Source organism: Escherichia sp. 10290, from assembly GCF_030295155.1.
GTDB classification, from domain to species: domain Bacteria; phylum Pseudomonadota; class Gammaproteobacteria; order Enterobacterales; family Enterobacteriaceae; genus Escherichia; species Escherichia coli_F.
Genome location: NZ_AP025741.1, coordinates 4,136,159 through 4,155,061 on the forward strand (window position 1 = coordinate 4,136,159; position 18,903 = coordinate 4,155,061).

An 18,903-nucleotide genomic window follows, 5' to 3' on the forward strand; every position below is an offset into this window, starting at 1 on the left:
AATCTGACATGGCAAACTTTTTTATTCGACGACCGATATTTGCATGGGTGCTGGCCATTATTCTGATGATGGCGGGCGCACTGGCGATCCTACAATTGCCCGTCGCCCAGTACCCGACCATTGCGCCGCCTGCGGTTTCTGTTTCGGCAAACTATCCGGGCGCTGATGCGCAGACCGTGCAGGATACGGTGACGCAGGTTATCGAACAGAATATGAATGGTATCGATAACCTGATGTATATGTCCTCCACCAGCGATTCCGCCGGTAGCGTGACAATTACCCTTACCTTCCAGTCCGGGACCGATCCTGATATCGCGCAAGTGCAGGTGCAGAACAAACTCCAGCTCGCCACGCCGTTGCTGCCGCAGGAGGTACAGCAGCAGGGGATCAGTGTTGAAAAGTCCAGTAGCAGCTATTTGATGGTGGCGGGCTTTGTCTCTGATAACCCAGGCACCACACAGGACGATATCTCGGACTATGTGGCCTCTAACGTTAAAGATACGCTTAGCCGTCTGAATGGCGTCGGTGATGTACAGCTTTTCGGCGCACAGTATGCGATGCGTATCTGGTTGGACGCCGATCTGCTAAACAAATATAAACTGACGCCGGTTGATGTGATTAACCAGTTGAAGGTACAGAACGATCAGATCGCTGCCGGACAGTTGGGCGGAACGCCAGCGTTACCAGGGCAACAGTTGAACGCCTCGATTATTGCTCAGACGCGGTTAAAAAATCCGGAAGAATTCGGCAAAGTGACCCTGCGCGTAAACAGTGACGGCTCGGTGGTACGCCTGAAAGATGTCGCACGGGTTGAACTTGGCGGTGAAAACTATAACGTTATCGCTCGCATCAACGGTAAACCGGCGGCGGGCCTGGGTATTAAGCTGGCAACCGGCGCGAATGCTCTCGATACCGCGAAAGCCATTAAGGCAAAACTGGCGGAATTACAGCCATTCTTCCCGCAGGGAATGAAGGTTCTCTACCCTTATGACACCACACCATTCGTCCAGCTTTCTATTCACGAAGTGGTAAAAACGCTGTTCGAAGCCATTATGCTGGTGTTCCTGGTGATGTATCTGTTCTTGCAGAATATGCGAGCAACGCTGATCCCCACCATTGCGGTACCCGTGGTGTTGTTAGGGACGTTTGCCATCCTCGCCGCTTTTGGTTACTCCATCAATACACTAACTATGTTCGGGATGGTGCTTGCCATCGGGCTGCTCGTCGATGATGCGATAGTGGTGGTGGAGAACGTCGAGCGCGTGATGATGGAGGATAAGCTCCCGCCAAAAGAAGCGACGGAAAAATCAATGTCGCAAATCCAGGGCGCACTGGTGGGTATCGCGATGGTGCTGTCAGCGGTATTTATTCCGATGGCATTCTTCGGCGGTTCTACTGGGGCCATTTATCGCCAGTTCTCTATCACCATCGTTTCGGCAATGGCGCTTTCTGTTCTGGTGGCATTGATTCTTACCCCAGCGTTATGTGCAACACTGCTCAAACCCGTCTCTGCTGAGCATCACGAAAATAAGGGCGGTTTCTTCGGCTGGTTTAATACCACCTTCGATCATAGCGTTAACCACTACACCAACAGCGTCGGCAAAATCCTCGGTTCCACAGGACGATATTTACTGATCTATGCACTAATTGTTGCTGGAATGGTGGTGTTGTTTTTACGTCTTCCGTCTTCCTTCTTACCTGAAGAGGATCAGGGTGTCTTTCTGACTATGATTCAGTTACCCGCTGGCGCGACGCAAGAGCGGACGCAAAAAGTGTTGGATCAAGTGACGGATTACTATCTGAAGAACGAGAAAGCGAACGTAGAAAGTGTCTTTACGGTTAACGGCTTTAGCTTCAGCGGCCAGGCACAAAACGCCGGTATGGCTTTCGTCAGTCTGAAACCGTGGGAAGAGCGTAGTGGTGACGAAAACAGTGCGGAAGCGGTAATCCATCGTGCCAAAATGGAATTGGGCAAGATCCGCGACGGTTTTGTCATTCCATTCAATATGCCAGCCATTGTTGAACTGGGCACGGCAACGGGTTTCGACTTTGAGTTAATTGATCAGGCTGGGCTGGGTCACGATGCCCTGACCCAGGCCCGTAACCAGTTGCTTGGCATGGCGGCGCAACATCCTGCCAGCTTAGTCAGCGTGCGTCCTAATGGTCTGGAAGACACCGCGCAGTTTAAACTGGAAGTTGACCAGGAAAAGGCGCAGGCATTAGGTGTTTCACTTTCTGACATCAATCAGACCATTTCAACGGCGTTGGGTGGGACTTACGTTAACGACTTCATTGACCGTGGTCGCGTGAAAAAGGTGTATGTTCAGGCGGATGCCAAATTCCGTATGCTGCCAGAAGATGTCGATAAACTTTATGTCCGCAGCGCCAACGGCGAAATGGTGCCATTCTCTGCCTTTACCACTGCACATTGGGTGTATGGCTCTCCGCGACTGGAGCGCTACAACGGTCTGCCGTCAATGGAGATTCAGGGGGAAGCCGCGCCAGGAACCAGTTCCGGCGATGCCATGGCGTTGATGGAAAACCTTGCATCACAATTACCAGCTGGCATTGGTTATGACTGGACGGGTATGTCATATCAGGAACGCTTATCGGGCAACCAAGCTCCCGCTCTGGTAGCAATTTCCTTTGTGGTTGTTTTCCTGTGCCTTGCTGCACTCTATGAAAGCTGGTCAATTCCTGTCTCGGTTATGTTAGTCGTGCCGTTAGGGATTGTCGGCGTGCTACTGGCGGCGACACTCTTTAATCAAAAAAATGACGTCTACTTTATGGTGGGCTTGCTAACGACAATTGGCTTGTCGGCCAAAAACGCTATTTTGATTGTTGAGTTCGCTAAAGATCTCATGGAGAAAGAGGGTAAAGGTGTTGTTGAAGCGACACTGGTGGCAGTACGTATGCGTCTGCGTCCTATCCTGATGACCTCTCTCGCCTTTATTCTCGGCGTATTACCGCTAGCTATCAGTAACGGTGCCGGCAGTGGCGCGCAGAACGCAGTGGGTATCGGGGTAATGGGCGGGATGGTCTCTGCAACGTTGCTGGCAATCTTCTTCGTGCCGGTGTTCTTTGTGGTTATCCGCCGTTGCTTTAAAGGATAAATCAGAAACATAAAGGCGCTTTCGGGTGCCTTTATTATTTTCAGTGAAACCCATAAAAATTAATAAGATATTCTTCTACTCACTCTTTAAAAACTTTCTATAGTTCCCGCTCCCTTCACTATTTTTACAATTCACATAATTTGTCATTATTCATGCCGCAAGATTTATAACCTCCAGTGATAAAATGGCATTCAGCTCGTTAATAAGAGAGTTAACTTATTAAGCGTTAGCGTTTATTACTGAGGTAACACCATGAAAAGATTAATTCCTGTAGCATTGCTCACCGCATTGCTGGCGGGCTGTGCTCACGATTCGCCCTGCGTTCCGGTTTATGACGATCAGGGTCGACTGGTTCACACCAATACCTGTATGAAAGGCACGACTCAGGATAACTGGGAAACGGCTGGGGCTATTGCTGGCGGGGCAGCAGCTGTTGCTGGCCTGACGATGGGGATCATCGCTCTGTCGAAATAACTGAACAGGGCGCGGAGTACCGCGCTCTGTTTAACGATACAGTATCTCTCCATAAGATAAAATATTGCTATATTCTGCTGGGTAATTCCCTGCTGATTTAGCATGTTATATCGCGTTATTTCGCTGCTTTCGAAATAACGCATCAATTTAATTTTCACACTTCCTACCAGAAATATACTCACGCTAACAATCATTATTCTGCTTAGTAAAAAATGCGTAAATATTTTGCGCCAAAATGTGGCGCATGTTTCATTTTCGCACCATTGCGGGGCGCTGTTTTTATTATTTCCTGTCTACACTCAGCTTATTGCGACGCGAAATCGTGCGCAAAAGCTGGCACTACTTTTGCTTATAAGAGGATGGCCACAGACAGGTAAAAGACGTTTCCCAAACGTCCTATAACGATAATTTTCGCCTCACAGGAAGCATTATGAAAAAGATGATGATAGCCACACTGGCTGCCGCCAGCGTGCTGCTTGCCGTTGCAAATCAGGCGCATGCTGGCGCGACGCTTGATGCCGTTCAGAAAAAAGGTTTTGTGCAATGCGGGATCAGTGATGGATTACCTGGGTTCTCTTATGCCGATGCTGACGGTAAGTTTTCAGGTATTGATGTAGATGTTTGTCGTGGTGTTGCGGCAGCTGTATTTGGTGACGACACGAAAGTGAAATATACCCCGCTCACTGCAAAAGAACGCTTCACGGCTTTACAGTCAGGGGAGGTGGATTTGCTCTCCCGTAATACGACCTGGACTTCCTCTCGCGATGCCGGTATGGGAATGGCATTTACTGGCGTCACTTATTATGACGGCATTGGTTTCCTGACGCACGATAAAGCGGGATTAAAAAGCGCGAAAGAACTGGATGGCGCAACAGTCTGTATTCAGGCGGGTACTGATACCGAACTCAACGTCGCCGATTACTTCAAGGCAAACAATATGAAGTACACACCAGTGACTTTCGATCGCTCTGACGAATCCGCGAAGGCACTGGAATCTGGCCGCTGCGATACGCTGGCCTCGGATCAATCACAACTGTATGCCCTGCGCATCAAATTAAGCAACCCAGCTGAATGGATTGTTTTACCGGAAGTTATCTCTAAAGAACCGCTTGGGCCGGTAGTTCGTCGTGGCGATGATGAATGGTTCTCTATAGTGCGCTGGACGCTTTTCGCCATGCTGAATGCTGAAGAGATGGGCGTTAATTCGCAAAACGTTGATGAAAAAGCGGCTAATCCTGCAACGCCTGATATGGCGCATCTGCTGGGTAAAGAGGGCGATTACGGTAAAGATCTGAAGCTGGATAATAAATGGGCTTACAACATCATCAAACAGGTGGGTAATTACTCGGAAATTTTTGAGCGTAACGTAGGTTCAGAAAGCCCCCTGAAGATTAAACGTGGGCAAAATAATCTCTGGAATAACGGCGGTATTCAGTACGCGCCGCCCGTGCGTTAAGTCGGTGTGAGGTAACGAGCGTCGCTACGGCGGCGCTCTCTTCAGCGTTATGCTTTCCGAGGTTTCTATGTCTCATCGCCGCTCAACCGTTAAAGGCTCACTCTCCTTTGCCAACCCTACGGTTCGCGCCTGGTTATTCCAGATCCTTGCCGTTGTTGCTGTTGTCGGCATTGTTGGTTGGCTATTTCACAACACTGTGACGAATCTCAGTAATCGTGGCATTACTTCGGGTTTTGCCTTTCTGGATCGCGGCGCTGGCTTCGGTATTGTCCAGCATTTGATCGATTACCAGCAGGGTGATACCTACGGACGCGTTTTCATTGTTGGCTTACTCAATACGCTGCTGGTTTCTGCATTGTGTATTGTATTCGCTTCTGTTCTGGGCTTCTTTATCGGTCTGGCACGACTTTCGGATAACTGGCTGCTACGAAAGCTTTCCACAATTTATATTGAGATCTTCCGTAATATTCCGCCGCTACTGCAAATCTTCTTCTGGTACTTTGCCGTGTTGCGCAATTTGCCCGGACCACGCCAGGCAGTGAGTGCGTTTGATCTGGCCTTTTTAAGCAATCGTGGGCTTTATATTCCGTCGCCGCAGCTGGGAGACGGATTTATTGCGTTTATCCTGACTGTTGTTATTGCTATAGCCATTTCTGTTGGAATATTCCGTTTTAATAAAACGTACCAGATAAAGACCGGACAATTGCGCCGAACCTGGCCGGTCGCCGTTGTGTTGATCATCGGTTTGCCTTTACTGGCGCAATGGCTTTTTGGCGCAGCACTACACTGGGATGTTCCAGCCCTACGAGGCTTTAACTTCCGTGGCGGGATGGTTTTAATTCCTGAACTGGCAGCCTTAACGCTGGCACTTTCGGTTTATACCTCTGCATTTATCGCCGAGATTATCCGCGCTGGGATCCAGGCAGTGCCTTATGGTCAACATGAAGCTGCTCGGTCACTGGGATTACCCAACCCGGTTACGCTACGCCAGGTCATTATTCCCCAGGCACTGCGGGTGATTATTCCACCGTTAACCAGCCAGTATCTCAACATCGTCAAAAACTCCTCTCTTGCCGCCGCTATTGGCTATCCCGATATGGTTTCGCTGTTTGCTGGCACCGTGCTGAACCAGACGGGGCAAGCCATCGAGACGATAGCCATGACCATGTCGGTCTATCTGATTATCAGCCTGACTATCTCGCTGCTGATGAATATCTATAACCGCCGCATCGCGATCGTTGAACGCTAAGGAGTCATGATGACAAAAGTATTGCTGTCTCATCCCCCGCGCCCGGCGAGCCATAACTCAAGCCGCGCGATGGTGTGGGTGCGAAAAAATCTGTTCTCCAGCTGGAGCAATAGCCTGCTGACTATTGGCTGCATATGGTTGATGTGGGAACTGATCCCACCGTTGCTGAACTGGGCATTTTTGCAGGCTAATTGGGTTGGCTCAACGCGTGCCGACTGCACAAAAGCAGGTGCCTGTTGGGTCTTCATCCACGAACGATTCGGTCAGTTTATGTATGGGCTCTACCCACACGACCAACGCTGGCGAATTAACCTGGCATTACTGATTGGCCTTGTTTCTATCGCACCAATGTTCTGGAAAATACTCCCGCATCGCGGTCGCTATATTGCGGTATGGGCGGTGATTTACCCACTGATTGTCTGGTGGCTGATGTATGGCGGGTTTCTTGGTCTTGAGCGGGTTGAAACCCGGCAATGGGGCGGGCTGACGCTCACTTTAATTATTGCATCAGTTGGGATTGCGGGGGCGCTGCCGTGGGGGATCTTACTGGCGTTAGGTCGCCGCTCCCATATGCCGATTGTGCGTATCTTATCGGTCATTTTTATCGAGTTCTGGCGCGGTGTACCGCTGATTACCGTTCTGTTTATGTCTTCGGTCATGCTGCCGTTGTTTATGGCAGAAGGCACCAGTATCGACAAATTGATCCGCGCGCTGGTTGGCGTGATCCTGTTTCAGTCAGCATATGTTGCGGAAGTCGTGCGAGGCGGATTACAGGCGCTGCCTAAAGGGCAATATGAAGCGGCAGAGTCGCTGGCGTTGGGTTACTGGAAAACCCAGGGGCTGGTTATTTTGCCACAGGCGTTGAAGCTGGTGATTCCTGGGCTGGTAAATACCATCATCGCACTCTTCAAAGATACCAGCCTGGTGATCATCATCGGGTTGTTCGATCTTTTCAGTAGCGTTCAGCAGGCAACCGTTGATCCCGCCTGGTTGGGTATGTCGACGGAAGGTTATGTTTTCGCCGCACTGATTTACTGGATCTTCTGTTTCAGCATGTCACGTTATAGCCAACATCTGGAAAAACGTTTTAACACCGGGCGTACACCGCATTGAGGACACTATGAGCCAAATTTTACTGCAACCTGCTAACGCGATGATTACGCTGGAAAACGTCAATAAATGGTATGGACAATTCCATGTTTTGAAAAATATAAATTTAACCGTGCAACCGGGAGAACGGATCGTTCTGTGTGGCCCTTCTGGTTCCGGTAAATCGACAACCATTCGTTGTATTAATCATCTGGAAGAACATCAACAGGGACGGATCGTGGTGGATGGCATCGAACTTAATGAAGATATCCGCAATATTGAGCGCGTCAGGCAGGAAGTGGGAATGGTCTTTCAGCATTTCAATCTCTTCCCTCATCTGACCGTTCTACAGAACTGTACCCTGGCACCGATTTGGGTACGCAAGATGCCTAAGAAAGAGGCTGAAGCTCTGGCGATGCATTACCTTGAGCGGGTGAGAATTGCCGAACATGCCCAGAAGTTTCCAGGACAGATTTCTGGTGGTCAGCAGCAACGTGTTGCCATTGCGCGCTCGCTGTGTATGAAGCCGAAAATTATGTTGTTTGATGAGCCCACATCGGCGCTCGATCCGGAGATGGTAAAAGAAGTGCTGGATACGATGATTGGGCTGGCGCAGTCGGGTATGACAATGTTGTGCGTAACGCACGAGATGGGATTTGCGCGAACCGTCGCTGATCGGGTGATTTTTATGGATCGTGGGGAGATAGTGGAACAAGCTACACCTGATGAATTTTTTGCGCATCCTAAATCGGAGCGTACGAGGGCATTTTTATCGCAGGTTATCCATTAAATTGTACATGGATTCGAAACGCAAAAAGGCCATCCTTTCGGATGGCCTTTCGCTTGATTTGATGTCTGGCAGTTTATGGCGGGCGTCCTGCCCGCCACCCTCCGGGCCGTTGCTTCGCAACGTTCAAATCCGCTCCCGGCGGATTTGTCCTACTCGGGAGAGTGTTCACCGACAAACAACAGATAAAACAAAAGGCTCAGTCTTCCGACTGAGCCTTTTGTTTTATTTGATGTCTGGCAGTTCCCTACTCTCGCATGGGGAGACCCCACACTACCATCGGCGCTACGGCGTTTCACTTCTGAGTTCGGCATGGGGTCAGGTGGGACCACCGCGCTACTGCCGCCAGACAAATTCTTTTCTAATCTGCCGAACTTTAACCTAAAAAGTGGTGCTGATACCCAGAGTCGAACTGGGGACCTCACCCTTACCAAGGGTGCGCTCTACCAACTGAGCCATATCAGCACGCTTAATTTGATGCCTGGCAGTTTATGAATCACTTCGCGATTCACCCTTCGGGCCGTTGCTTCGCAACGTTCAAAAGCTTTCGCTTTTGTCCTACTCTCTTATCGAGTAGTGAACTGCCTCAAAGGTCAGTGCCATTCTTCGTAATTTGATGCCTGGCAGTTCCCTACTCTCGCATGGGGAGACCCCACACTACCATCGGCGCTACGGCGTTTCACTTCTGAGTTCGGCATGGGGTCAGGTGGGACCACCGCGCTACGGCCGCCAGGCAAATTCCTGTGCTCTGTCCTGTGTCTTTTGTGCTGATACTGCGTTGGCTGCATTCGCGAAAATCAGTCACATACTTCAGTATGCTCCTTCCTTCGCTTCATTTGCCGCCTTGTCTCAGCGCAAAATCCTTCGGACTCTGGATCCAAGCTGAAATTCTCTCAATCCGCCAAAACATCTTCGGCGTTGTAAGGTTAAGCCTCACGGTTCATTAGTACCGGTTAGCTCAACGCATCGCTGCGCTTACACACCCGGCCTATCAACGTCGTCGTCTTCAACGTTCCTTCAGGACCCTTAAAGGGTCAGGGAGAACTCATCTCGGGGCAAGTTTCGTGCTTAGATGCTTTCAGCACTTATCTCTTCCGCATTTAGCTACCGGGCAGTGCCATTGGCATGACAACCCGAACACCAGTGATGCGTCCACTCCGGTCCTCTCGTACTAGGAGCAGCCCCCCTCAGTTCTCCAGCGCCCACGGCAGATAGGGACCGAACTGTCTCACGACGTTCTAAACCCAGCTCGCGTACCACTTTAAATGGCGAACAGCCATACCCTTGGGACCTACTTCAGCCCCAGGATGTGATGAGCCGACATCGAGGTGCCAAACACCGCCGTCGATATGAACTCTTGGGCGGTATCAGCCTGTTATCCCCGGAGTACCTTTTATCCGTTGAGCGATGGCCCTTCCATTCAGAACCACCGGATCACTATGACCTGCTTTCGCACCTGCTCGCGCCGTCACGCTCGCAGTCAAGCTGGCTTATGCCATTGCACTAACCTCCTGATGTCCGACCAGGATTAGCCAACCTTCGTGCTCCTCCGTTACTCTTTAGGAGGAGACCGCCCCAGTCAAACTACCCACCAGACACTGTCCGCAACCCCGATAAGGGGCCTACGTTAGAACATCAAACATTAAAGGGTGGTATTTCAAGGTCGGCTCCATGCAGACTGGCGTCCACACTTCAAAGCCTCCCACCTATCCTACACATCAAGGCTCAATGTTCAGTGTCAAGCTATAGTAAAGGTTCACGGGGTCTTTCCGTCTTGCCGCGGGTACACTGCATCTTCACAGCGAGTTCAATTTCACTGAGTCTCGGGTGGAGACAGCCTGGCCATCATTACGCCATTCGTGCAGGTCGGAACTTACCCGACAAGGAATTTCGCTACCTTAGGACCGTTATAGTTACGGCCGCCGTTTACCGGGGCTTCGATCAAGAGCTTCGCGTTACCGCTAACCCCATCAATTAACCTTCCGGCACCGGGCAGGCGTCACACCGTATACGTCCACTTTCGTGTTTGCACAGTGCTGTGTTTTTAATAAACAGTTGCAGCCAGCTGGTATCTTCGACTGATTTCAGCTCCACGAGCAAGTCGCTTCACCTACATATCAGCGTGCCTTCTCCCGAAGTTACGGCACCATTTTGCCTAGTTCCTTCACCCGAGTTCTCTCAAGCGCCTTGGTATTCTCTACCTGACCACCTGTGTCGGTTTGGGGTACGATTTGATGTTACCTGATGCTTAGAGGCTTTTCCTGGAAGCAGGGCATTTGTTGCTTCAGCACCGTAGTGCCTCGTCATCACGCCTCAGCCTTGATTTTCCGGATTTGCCTGGAAAACCAGCCTACACGCTTAAACCGGGACAACCGTCGCCCGGCCAACATAGCCTTCTCCGTCCCCCCTTCGCAGTAACACCAAGTACAGGAATATTAACCTGTTTCCCATCGACTACGCCTTTCGGCCTCGCCTTAGGGGTCGACTCACCCTGCCCCGATTAACGTTGGACAGGAACCCTTGGTCTTCCGGCGAGCGGGCTTTTCACCCGCTTTATCGTTACTTATGTCAGCATTCGCACTTCTGATACCTCCAGCATACCTCACAGTACACCTTCGCAGGCTTACAGAACGCTCCCCTACCCAACAACGCATAAGCGTCGCTGCCGCAGCTTCGGTGCATGGTTTAGCCCCGTTACATCTTCCGCGCAGGCCGACTCGACCAGTGAGCTATTACGCTTTCTTTAAATGATGGCTGCTTCTAAGCCAACATCCTGGCTGTCTGGGCCTTCCCACATCGTTTCCCACTTAACCATGACTTTGGGACCTTAGCTGGCGGTCTGGGTTGTTTCCCTCTTCACGACGGACGTTAGCACCCGCCGTGTGTCTCCCGTGATAACATTCTCCGGTATTCGCAGTTTGCATCGGGTTGGTAAGTCGGGATGACCCCCTTGCCGAAACAGTGCTCTACCCCCGGAGATGAATTCACGAGGCGCTACCTAAATAGCTTTCGGGGAGAACCAGCTATCTCCCGGTTTGATTGGCCTTTCACCCCCAGCCACAAGTCATCCGCTAATTTTTCAACATTAGTCGGTTCGGTCCTCCAGTTAGTGTTACCCAACCTTCAACCTGCCCATGGCTAGATCACCGGGTTTCGGGTCTATACCCTGCAACTTAACGCCCAGTTAAGACTCGGTTTCCCTTCGGCTCCCCTATTCGGTTAACCTTGCTACAGAATATAAGTCGCTGACCCATTATACAAAAGGTACGCAGTCACCCCATAAAGAGGCTCCCACTGCTTGTACGTACACGGTTTCAGGTTCTTTTTCACTCCCCTCGCCGGGGTTCTTTTCGCCTTTCCCTCACGGTACTGGTTCACTATCGGTCAGTCAGGAGTATTTAGCCTTGGAGGATGGTCCCCCCATATTCAGACAGGATACCACGTGTCCCGCCCTACTCATCGAGCTCACAGCATGTGCATTTTTGTGTACGGGGCTGTCACCCTGTATCGCGCGCCTTTCCAGACGCTTCCACTAACACACACACTGATTCAGGCTCTGGGCTCCTCCCCGTTCGCTCGCCGCTACTGGGGGAATCTCGGTTGATTTCTTTTCCTCGGGGTACTTAGATGTTTCAGTTCCCCCGGTTCGCCTCATTAACCTATGGATTCAGTTAATGATAGTGTGACGAATCACACTGGGTTTCCCCATTCGGAAATCGCCGGTTATAACGGTTCATATCACCTTACCGACGCTTATCGCAGATTAGCACGTCCTTCATCGCCTCTGACTGCCAGGGCATCCACCGTGTACGCTTAGTCGCTTAACCTCACAACCCGAAGATGTTTCTTTCGATTCATCATCGTGTTGCGAAAATTTGAGAGACTCACGAACAACTTTCGTTGTTCAGTGTTTCAATTTTCAGCTTGATCCAGATTTTTAAAGAGCAAAACTTCGCAGTGAACCTTTGCAGGTACACTCTGAAGTATTTTTTATTTAATCACTACAGAGATGGTGGAGCTATGCGGGATCGAACCGCAGACCTCCTGCGTGCAAAGCAGGCGCTCTCCCAGCTGAGCTATAGCCCCATAACATGTAGTTAAAACCTCTTCAAATTTGCGGTGCAAATTTGGTAGGCCTGAGTGGACTTGAACCACCGACCTCACCCTTATCAGGGGTGCGCTCTAACCACCTGAGCTACAAGCCTGTAGAGGTTTTACTGCTCATTTTCATCAGACAATCTGTGTGAGCACTGCAAAGCACAGTTCTTTAAGGTAAGGAGGTGATCCAACCGCAGGTTCCCCTACGGTTACCTTGTTACGACTTCACCCCAGTCATGAATCACAAAGTGGTAAGCGCCCTCCCGAAGGTTAAGCTACCTACTTCTTTTGCAACCCACTCCCATGGTGTGACGGGCGGTGTGTACAAGGCCCGGGAACGTATTCACCGTGGCATTCTGATCCACGATTACTAGCGATTCCGACTTCATGGAGTCGAGTTGCAGACTCCAATCCGGACTACGACGCACTTTATGAGGTCCGCTTGCTCTCGCGAGGTCGCTTCTCTTTGTATGCGCCATTGTAGCACGTGTGTAGCCCTGGTCGTAAGGGCCATGATGACTTGACGTCATCCCCACCTTCCTCCAGTTTATCACTGGCAGTCTCCTTTGAGTTCCCGGCCGGACCGCTGGCAACAAAGGATAAGGGTTGCGCTCGTTGCGGGACTTAACCCAACATTTCACAACACGAGCTGACGACAGCCATGCAGCACCTGTCTCACGGTTCCCGAAGGCACATTCTCATCTCTGAAAACTTCCGTGGATGTCAAGACCAGGTAAGGTTCTTCGCGTTGCATCGAATTAAACCACATGCTCCACCGCTTGTGCGGGCCCCCGTCAATTCATTTGAGTTTTAACCTTGCGGCCGTACTCCCCAGGCGGTCGACTTAACGCGTTAGCTCCGGAAGCCACGCCTCAAGGGCACAACCTCCAAGTCGACATCGTTTACGGCGTGGACTACCAGGGTATCTAATCCTGTTTGCTCCCCACGCTTTCGCACCTGAGCGTCAGTCTTCGTCCAGGGGGCCGCCTTCGCCACCGGTATTCCTCCAGATCTCTACGCATTTCACCGCTACACCTGGAATTCTACCCCCCTCTACGAGACTCAAGCTTGCCAGTATCAGATGCAGTTCCCAGGTTGAGCCCGGGGATTTCACATCTGACTTAACAAACCGCCTGCGTGCGCTTTACGCCCAGTAATTCCGATTAACGCTTGCACCCTCCGTATTACCGCGGCTGCTGGCACGGAGTTAGCCGGTGCTTCTTCTGCGGGTAACGTCAATGAGCAAAGGTATTAACTTTACTCCCTTCCTCCCCGCTGAAAGTACTTTACAACCCGAAGGCCTTCTTCATACACGCGGCATGGCTGCATCAGGCTTGCGCCCATTGTGCAATATTCCCCACTGCTGCCTCCCGTAGGAGTCTGGACCGTGTCTCAGTTCCAGTGTGGCTGGTCATCCTCTCAGACCAGCTAGGGATCGTCGCCTAGGTGAGCCGTTACCCCACCTACTAGCTAATCCCATCTGGGCACATCCGATGGCAAGAGGCCCGAAGGTCCCCCTCTTTGGTCTTGCGACGTTATGCGGTATTAGCTACCGTTTCCAGTAGTTATCCCCCTCCATCAGGCAGTTTCCCAGACATTACTCACCCGTCCGCCACTCGTCAGCAAATCAGCAAGCTGATTCCTGTTACCGTTCGACTTGCATGTGTTAGGCCTGCCGCCAGCGTTCAATCTGAGCCATGATCAAACTCTTCAATTTAAAAGTTTGATGCTCAAAGAATTAAACTTCGTAATGAATTACGTGTTCACTCTTGAGACTTGGTATTCATTTTTCGTCTTGCGACGTTAAGAATCCGTATCTTCGAGTGCCCACACAGATTGTCTGATAAATTGTTAAAGAGCAGTTGCGACGCGGCTTTCAGCTCACTGTCGCGAGGTGGCGTATATTACGCTTTCCTCTTTCAGAGTCAACCCTGAATTTCAGGATTTTTTCTCTTCGTTGTTCCGACCATCTTGTGAAGTGTTTCACATTGTCGTCTCAACGGAGGCGCATTATAGGGATCCCATTTTTTTGCACAAGTACTTTTTTGATCTTTTTTTCTGTTTGTTGTTTTTTCACCCTTTTTGCTGCATTCGCACACAAAACGGTGCTTTTTTGCATACTAAAAGACTTGCACAAGGCCAATAATGCACCCAAAGTCATTAGTAAATCATTTATTGTTGAGGTAAGTATGTCTGATGTTTTACGCCCATACCGCGATCTTTTTCCACAAATCGGTCAGCGCGTAATGATCGACGATAGTAGTGTAGTGATCGGTGACGTTCGTTTGGCTGATGATGTGGGGATCTGGCCACTCGTTGTGATTCGTGGTGATGTACATTATGTACAGATTGGAGCACGCACCAATATCCAGGATGGCAGTATGTTGCATGTCACCCATAAGTCCTCATACAACCCAGATGGCAACCCATTAACCATTGGCGAAGATGTCACTGTTGGTCATAAGGTGATGCTCCACGGCTGTACCATTGGCAATCGAGTGTTGGTTGGGATGGCATCAATTTTACTTGATGGTGCAATAGTAGAAGATGATGTGATGATTGGTGCGGGTAGCCTGGTACCACAAAATAAACGGCTGGAGAGCGGATATCTGTATCTCGGTAGCCCCGTCAAACAGATCCGCCCGTTAAGTGATGAAGAGAAGGCCGGATTACGCTATTCCGCGAATAACTACGTGAAATGGAAGGACGAGTATCTGGATCAGGGTAACCAAACCCAACCTTGATCATCTTCGCTTTGATCCTGAATCAAGCTTTCTGCTTCTTCTTCCAGGTCCCAGCGATGCTGACGAAAACTCGCTAACCACTGTTCTGGCGTATCTCCTGCAAAGCGGTTCGCCAGACTCTCTCCAGTAATAGCGCAAGTGAGCTGCATACCATTTACAAGAGCGGGAAAACAAACGCATTTTTTACTCTCGTTCCACTCTTCCCTGTCCGGAAACTGGATGGCCTGATTCACGCGGACAACTCCTCCTGCAATTGCTTTATAACTGGTTCTATGTCAGGCAGAACACCGTGCCAGAGAAGAAAGGCATGAGCCGCCTGTGCCACCAGCATCCCCAATCCATCCGCATTACGCTTTGAACCTCGCAGCTCACACCATGCCAGAAAAGGTGTTTTTCCTTTCTGATAGAACATGTCATAGCAACACATGCCTGAATGAATGAGCGATGCCGGGATCGCGGGAATATCACCACTGATGCCACTGGATGTTGCATTAATAATGAGATCGAACTCATGCCCCTCCAGTTCGTCCATACCCAACGCCTGAATACTGCCCGTGTGCGCAAACAATTTAGCCAACTCTTCCGCGCGGGATACCGTCCGATTAGTGATTGTCACCGCGCAGTCCAGAGAAAGGAGTGGAAGTAATACACCACGAGACGCCCCACCAGCGCCGATGAGTAGAATACGTAAACCTGGGCGGATAAAAGACAGACGTTCCAGATCGCTTAACAAGCCTACGCCATCGGTATTGTCACCCAGCAGGCGTCCATCTTCTAACCGCTTGAGGGTATTAACAGCACCAGCCAACGCTGCCCGTTCAGTAAGTTCATCAGCTCTGGCAAAGGCCTCTTCTTTAAAAGGCACCGTCACATTCGCTCCTTTACCACCAGCACTAAAGAAAGCGTTCAGTGTGTTAATGAAATCATTGATAGGTGCCAGCACGCGCCCATAGGGATGTTCAATATTCAATTGCTGAGCAAATTGCTGATGAATGAATGGCGATTTGCTGTGGGCTATTGGATTACCAAAAACAGCATAGTTTTCCATTATGTTACCCCTGTCGAAACAGTTCACCCGTCAGGGCATCGCGGATTTCTGAAGGATTTAAACGCCCTCCCGTTTCACCAGGCACAACCGGGAACGCTGCGCCAAATTGTGCGCGAACTTCGTCTACTGTTCGACAAGGCGGCAATCCACTCAAGTTGGCACTGGTAGAAACCAGCGGTTTACCATAAGCCTGGCACAAAGCAACCACCAACGGATGGTCGGTGACTCGTACAGCAAGCGAATCAAAGCGGCCTGTCAACCAGCGCGGTGTTGTCGCAGGCGCGGGAAAGACAAAGGTGACGGGACCTGGCCAGCGAGAAAAAATGGTTTCACGCTGCGCATCAGTCAGCATGCAGTCATCAATATAGGGTTTAAGCTGCTCGTAATTTGCCGCGATTAAAATCAGCCCCTTATCAACCGGACGCTGTTTTAGTTCCAACAGTCTCATCACTGCTGTTTCGCTATCAGGATCGCACCCGACACCGAAAACGGCTTCCGTGGGATAGGCGATGACACGTTCTTCATTGAGGACATCTATCGCAGCTGCGATAGCGTCTCCTTGCAGGTTATTATTCACGTTATTATTCCGCCGAAACCGGCTTTCCACATTGTTTACTGGCACAAAAGTGTTTTACACCCTGCGCGGTTTTCTTTTCGATGAGTAGCGGATAATGACACTCAGGGCATTCTCCGGCTATAGGTTTGAAGTTAATGGCAAATTGACACTCCGGGTAGCGATCACAGGAATGAAATGTTTTGCCATAACGGGAGCGGCGCTGGACCAGATGGCCCGTCCGACATTGAGGACATGTAATTGCTGTTTCGTCCGGTTTATCGATAAGTTCGGTATGTTCGCATTCAGGATAGTTACTGCAACCAACAAACATACCAAAGCGCCCCTGGCGTAAGACCAGATTTGCGCCGCATGCAGGGCAAATCTGTCCCTCCAGAACTTTGACGATATGTCCATCCGCTGAAGATTTCAGAGGACGGACGTAGTCACACGCCGGATACTGTGAGCATCCAAGAAACGGACCGTGTTTCCCGGATCGAATAACCAGTTCAGTCCCGCACTTTGGGCAGGACTCATTATTACGCACCGTGAACAGTGCTGATTTCGCCATAACAACTTATGCTGAATTAAAGAAATGATTAATGCAGCATACCTTCATTCACTTCAAAGAGTAATTCTTCCATTTGCTGGTACGCATTTTCGCAGCCCGGAATATTGAACAACACCATCAGGATTACCCATTTCAGGTCTTCCAGGTCGAACTCAGCGGTATCCAGCGCGAGCACTCGCTCTATCACCATTTCACGGGTTTCAAGGTTAAGCACCTGAATTTGCTCAAGGAAAAGCAGAAAACCACGGCAGCTGGCATCCAGTCTTTCACACTCTTCAGGGGTATAAATACGCATGGAGAGTGGATCAGAGGCCAGTTGCATCGGTTCTGCCAGTCCTTCCTGATAATCCGCAAGCTTTTCCAGCCAAAGCAGTGCATTGTAGATATCTTCTCGATCAAATCCTGCGTCGGTAAGATCCTGTTCAAGTTTGTCTTGATCCACACGCAACTCAGCTTCTGTGTGAATATAGGTTTCAAACAAATACATTAGTACGTCGAACATGGCATGCCCTCCTCAATCGGACATAGCCGCCGGGTACAGCTGCGATCCATCCTGCTAACTCCAGTTCGAGTAGTTGAGTAACTACCTCTGGCACAGGTTGGCCGGCACGTTCAGCGACGACGTCAACAGGTGTTACCTCATCTCCTACGTTAGCCAGGAGCTCAGGAAATGGCAATGCCACGTCTTCCTGATCTGGTGAATAAAATGAATTTTCAGGCGCGTCTGGCAACCAGTGCAATCCAAATTGCAAGTTTTCCAGAATTTCTTCCGGTTCCGTCACAAGAATCGCACCTTGTTTTATTAACCAGTGAGGCCCTTCGCTTCCCGGATTCCCTATTGGACCTGGCAAGGCAAAAACTTCTCGCCCCTGTTCAAGCGCACAACGCGCTGTCACCAGCGAACCACTGCGCAAAGCAGCTTCCACCACAAGTACACCTTTACTTAGACCACTGATAATGCGATTTCTTCGCGGGAAATTGTAAGCAAGAGGTGGAACATCGAGGGGAAATTCCGAGACGAGAGCTCCGCCATGTTCAAGCAGACTGGTAGCCAGCCGGGCATGGCGGCGGGGATGAATGGTATTAAGTCCATTCCCCAATACAGCAATGCTGACGCCATTCACCTGCAAGGCCGCTTTATGCGCCACACCATCGATTCCTCGCGCCAGTCCACTCGTAATTGTCACTCCACGCGTCGCCAGAGTTTCGCAAAATAATCGTCCCCAGCGTTCGCCATACCATGAATGCGCCCGACTCCCCACTACAGCAAGCTGAAATGAATGCAATGCGCGCAGTTCTCCAGCAACAAACAGCGCACCGGGGTAATCTGCTGTCGCCAGAAGTTGGGAAGGATAAAATTCACTATCCGCTGAGATTAAATGATGGTTTGGTTGATTCAACCAACAAAGTGAGCTCTCAATACTCTTTGGCGGAAATGAAAGAAAGCGTTGTGCCTGCCGCAATGTAAGCCCTGTTTGCTGCAATACAACCGCATCAATATGCGACTGTTTTGCCAGCCAGTGAGCTATACGGACCATATCATCGCCGTACAAGCTGCTGACGCTCATTAAACGCAGCCAAATTTCTGTATCGACCATCCTTATCTCCCTGCCATAAGCAGTCTTAGCAATCTTTGCGATTGGTCAGTGATGCTGTCAATCAGAGGGGGATTTGTCTAGAATAGAAGAAATAATCTTTCTAACTCCTGAACACATCTCTGG

At 50.3% G+C, this 18,903-nt stretch carries 13 protein-coding genes, 3 tRNA genes and 4 rRNA genes; 7 read left to right on the forward strand and 13 right to left on the reverse strand.

The window, feature by feature from the left end:
- Positions 1-8: 8 nt before the first annotated feature.
- The 6 genes from acrF to QUE74_RS20910 all read left to right on the forward strand — a co-directional run bounded on the left by acrF (position 9) and on the right by QUE74_RS20910 (position 8,171).
- Positions 9-3,113 carry a multidrug efflux RND transporter permease subunit AcrF gene (gene acrF / locus QUE74_RS20885; protein WP_001273249.1) on the forward strand — a complete coding sequence of 1,035 codons (3,105 nt, stop codon included), beginning with the start codon at positions 9-11 and terminating at the stop codon, positions 3,111-3,113.
- Positions 3,114-3,365: 252 nt separating this feature from the next.
- Positions 3,366-3,587, forward strand: coding sequence for a putative periplasmic lipoprotein (locus QUE74_RS20890; RefSeq protein WP_000825639.1), 222 nt, complete (start codon positions 3,366-3,368; stop codon positions 3,585-3,587).
- Positions 3,588-4,017: 430 nt separating this feature from the next.
- Complete coding sequence (locus QUE74_RS20895; RefSeq protein WP_000738584.1) at positions 4,018-5,043, forward strand: amino acid ABC transporter substrate-binding protein; 1,026 nt, start codon at positions 4,018-4,020, stop codon at positions 5,041-5,043.
- Between the two features lie 67 nt (positions 5,044-5,110).
- On the forward strand, positions 5,111-6,292 hold the full coding sequence (locus QUE74_RS20900; protein ID WP_001354994.1) for an amino acid ABC transporter permease: 1,182 nt from the start codon (positions 5,111-5,113) through the stop codon (positions 6,290-6,292).
- Positions 6,293-6,301: 9 nt separating this feature from the next.
- On the forward strand, positions 6,302-7,405 hold the full coding sequence (locus QUE74_RS20905) for an amino acid ABC transporter permease (RefSeq protein WP_001298587.1): 1,104 nt from the start codon (positions 6,302-6,304) through the stop codon (positions 7,403-7,405).
- A 7-nt stretch (positions 7,406-7,412) separates the two neighbouring features.
- Positions 7,413-8,171: an amino acid ABC transporter ATP-binding protein gene (locus QUE74_RS20910; RefSeq protein WP_000078347.1), complete on the forward strand. Its 759-nt coding sequence runs from the start codon at positions 7,413-7,415 to the stop codon at positions 8,169-8,171.
- A gap of 231 nt (positions 8,172-8,402) precedes the next feature.
- Here QUE74_RS20910 and rrf (QUE74_RS20915) read toward each other — a convergent pair.
- The 7 genes from rrf (QUE74_RS20915) to QUE74_RS20945 form a co-directional block, all read right to left on the reverse strand.
- Positions 8,403-8,518: ribosomal RNA gene (gene rrf, locus QUE74_RS20915) — 5S ribosomal RNA — on the reverse strand.
- A gap of 39 nt (positions 8,519-8,557) precedes the next feature.
- Positions 8,558-8,633, reverse strand: a tRNA-Thr gene (locus QUE74_RS20920).
- 153 nt (positions 8,634-8,786) lie between these two features.
- Positions 8,787-8,902: ribosomal RNA gene (gene rrf / locus QUE74_RS20925) — 5S ribosomal RNA — on the reverse strand.
- Positions 8,903-9,090: 188 nt separating this feature from the next.
- Positions 9,091-11,995: ribosomal RNA gene (locus tag QUE74_RS20930) — 23S ribosomal RNA — on the reverse strand.
- Positions 11,996-12,178: 183 nt separating this feature from the next.
- Positions 12,179-12,254: transfer RNA gene (locus QUE74_RS20935), tRNA-Ala, on the reverse strand.
- A gap of 42 nt (positions 12,255-12,296) precedes the next feature.
- Positions 12,297-12,373 (reverse strand) — tRNA-Ile (locus tag QUE74_RS20940).
- A gap of 68 nt (positions 12,374-12,441) precedes the next feature.
- Positions 12,442-13,983, reverse strand: a 16S ribosomal RNA gene (locus QUE74_RS20945).
- Together the 16S, 23S and 5S rRNA genes with 3 tRNA genes alongside form the textbook arrangement of a ribosomal RNA operon.
- A gap of 472 nt (positions 13,984-14,455) precedes the next feature.
- On the opposite strand from QUE74_RS20945, the gene QUE74_RS20950 reads away from it, so the two are divergent.
- On the forward strand, positions 14,456-15,010 hold the full coding sequence (locus QUE74_RS20950) for a gamma carbonic anhydrase family protein (protein WP_001286209.1): 555 nt from the start codon (positions 14,456-14,458) through the stop codon (positions 15,008-15,010).
- Here QUE74_RS20950 and QUE74_RS20955 read toward each other — a convergent pair.
- Genes QUE74_RS20955 through dprA form a run of 6 tightly spaced genes read right to left on the reverse strand, consistent with a single transcriptional unit; the run spans position 14,986 to position 18,780 of the window.
- Positions 14,986-15,243 (reverse strand): DUF1488 family protein, encoded by a 258-nt coding sequence (locus QUE74_RS20955; RefSeq protein WP_001070585.1) that lies wholly within the window; start codon positions 15,241-15,243, stop codon positions 14,986-14,988. The genes QUE74_RS20950 and QUE74_RS20955 overlap by 25 nt on opposite strands.
- Positions 15,240-16,058: a shikimate dehydrogenase gene (aroE, locus tag QUE74_RS20960; protein ID WP_000432883.1), complete on the reverse strand. Its 819-nt coding sequence runs from the start codon at positions 16,056-16,058 to the stop codon at positions 15,240-15,242. The genes QUE74_RS20955 and aroE overlap by 4 nt, the downstream gene beginning before the upstream one ends.
- Positions 16,059-16,062: 4 nt before the next feature.
- The gene (tsaC, locus tag QUE74_RS20965) at positions 16,063-16,635 is read right to left on the reverse strand and encodes an L-threonylcarbamoyladenylate synthase type 1 TsaC (protein ID WP_001353637.1); all 573 of its coding nucleotides are present in this window, start codon (positions 16,633-16,635) and stop codon (positions 16,063-16,065) included.
- A gap of 4 nt (positions 16,636-16,639) precedes the next feature.
- Complete coding sequence (locus QUE74_RS20970) at positions 16,640-17,182, reverse strand: DNA topoisomerase family protein (RefSeq protein ID WP_001129728.1); 543 nt, start codon at positions 17,180-17,182, stop codon at positions 16,640-16,642.
- A 28-nt stretch (positions 17,183-17,210) separates the two neighbouring features.
- Positions 17,211-17,684: a DUF494 family protein Smg gene (gene smg / locus QUE74_RS20975; protein ID WP_000460672.1), complete on the reverse strand. Its 474-nt coding sequence runs from the start codon at positions 17,682-17,684 to the stop codon at positions 17,211-17,213.
- Positions 17,656-18,780, reverse strand: coding sequence for a DNA-protecting protein DprA (gene dprA / locus QUE74_RS20980; protein ID WP_000228564.1), 1,125 nt, complete (start codon positions 18,778-18,780; stop codon positions 17,656-17,658). The genes smg and dprA overlap by 29 nt, the downstream gene beginning before the upstream one ends.
- Positions 18,781-18,903: the final 123 nt, after the last annotated feature.

Excerpts from the sequence above, each read along its gene's own strand:
- acrF (WP_001273249.1), top strand. The coding sequence starts at position 9 with ATGGCAAACTTTTTTATTCGACGACCGATATTTGCATGGGTGCTGGCC.
- QUE74_RS20890 (WP_000825639.1), top strand. The coding sequence starts at position 3,366 with ATGAAAAGATTAATTCCTGTAGCATTGCTCACCGCATTGCTGGCGGGC.
- QUE74_RS20895 (WP_000738584.1), top strand. The coding sequence starts at position 4,018 with ATGAAAAAGATGATGATAGCCACACTGGCTGCCGCCAGCGTGCTGCTT.
- QUE74_RS20900 (WP_001354994.1), top strand. The coding sequence starts at position 5,111 with ATGTCTCATCGCCGCTCAACCGTTAAAGGCTCACTCTCCTTTGCCAAC.
- QUE74_RS20905 (WP_001298587.1), top strand. The coding sequence starts at position 6,302 with ATGACAAAAGTATTGCTGTCTCATCCCCCGCGCCCGGCGAGCCATAAC.
- QUE74_RS20910 (WP_000078347.1), top strand. The coding sequence starts at position 7,413 with ATGAGCCAAATTTTACTGCAACCTGCTAACGCGATGATTACGCTGGAA.
- QUE74_RS20950 (WP_001286209.1), top strand. The coding sequence starts at position 14,456 with ATGTCTGATGTTTTACGCCCATACCGCGATCTTTTTCCACAAATCGGT.
- aroE (WP_000432883.1), bottom strand. The coding sequence starts at position 16,058 with ATGGAAAACTATGCTGTTTTTGGTAATCCAATAGCCCACAGCAAATCG.
- QUE74_RS20970 (WP_001129728.1), bottom strand. The coding sequence starts at position 17,182 with ATGGCGAAATCAGCACTGTTCACGGTGCGTAATAATGAGTCCTGCCCA.
- smg (WP_000460672.1), bottom strand. The coding sequence starts at position 17,684 with ATGTTCGACGTACTAATGTATTTGTTTGAAACCTATATTCACACAGAA.
- dprA (WP_000228564.1), bottom strand. The coding sequence starts at position 18,780 with ATGGTCGATACAGAAATTTGGCTGCGTTTAATGAGCGTCAGCAGCTTG.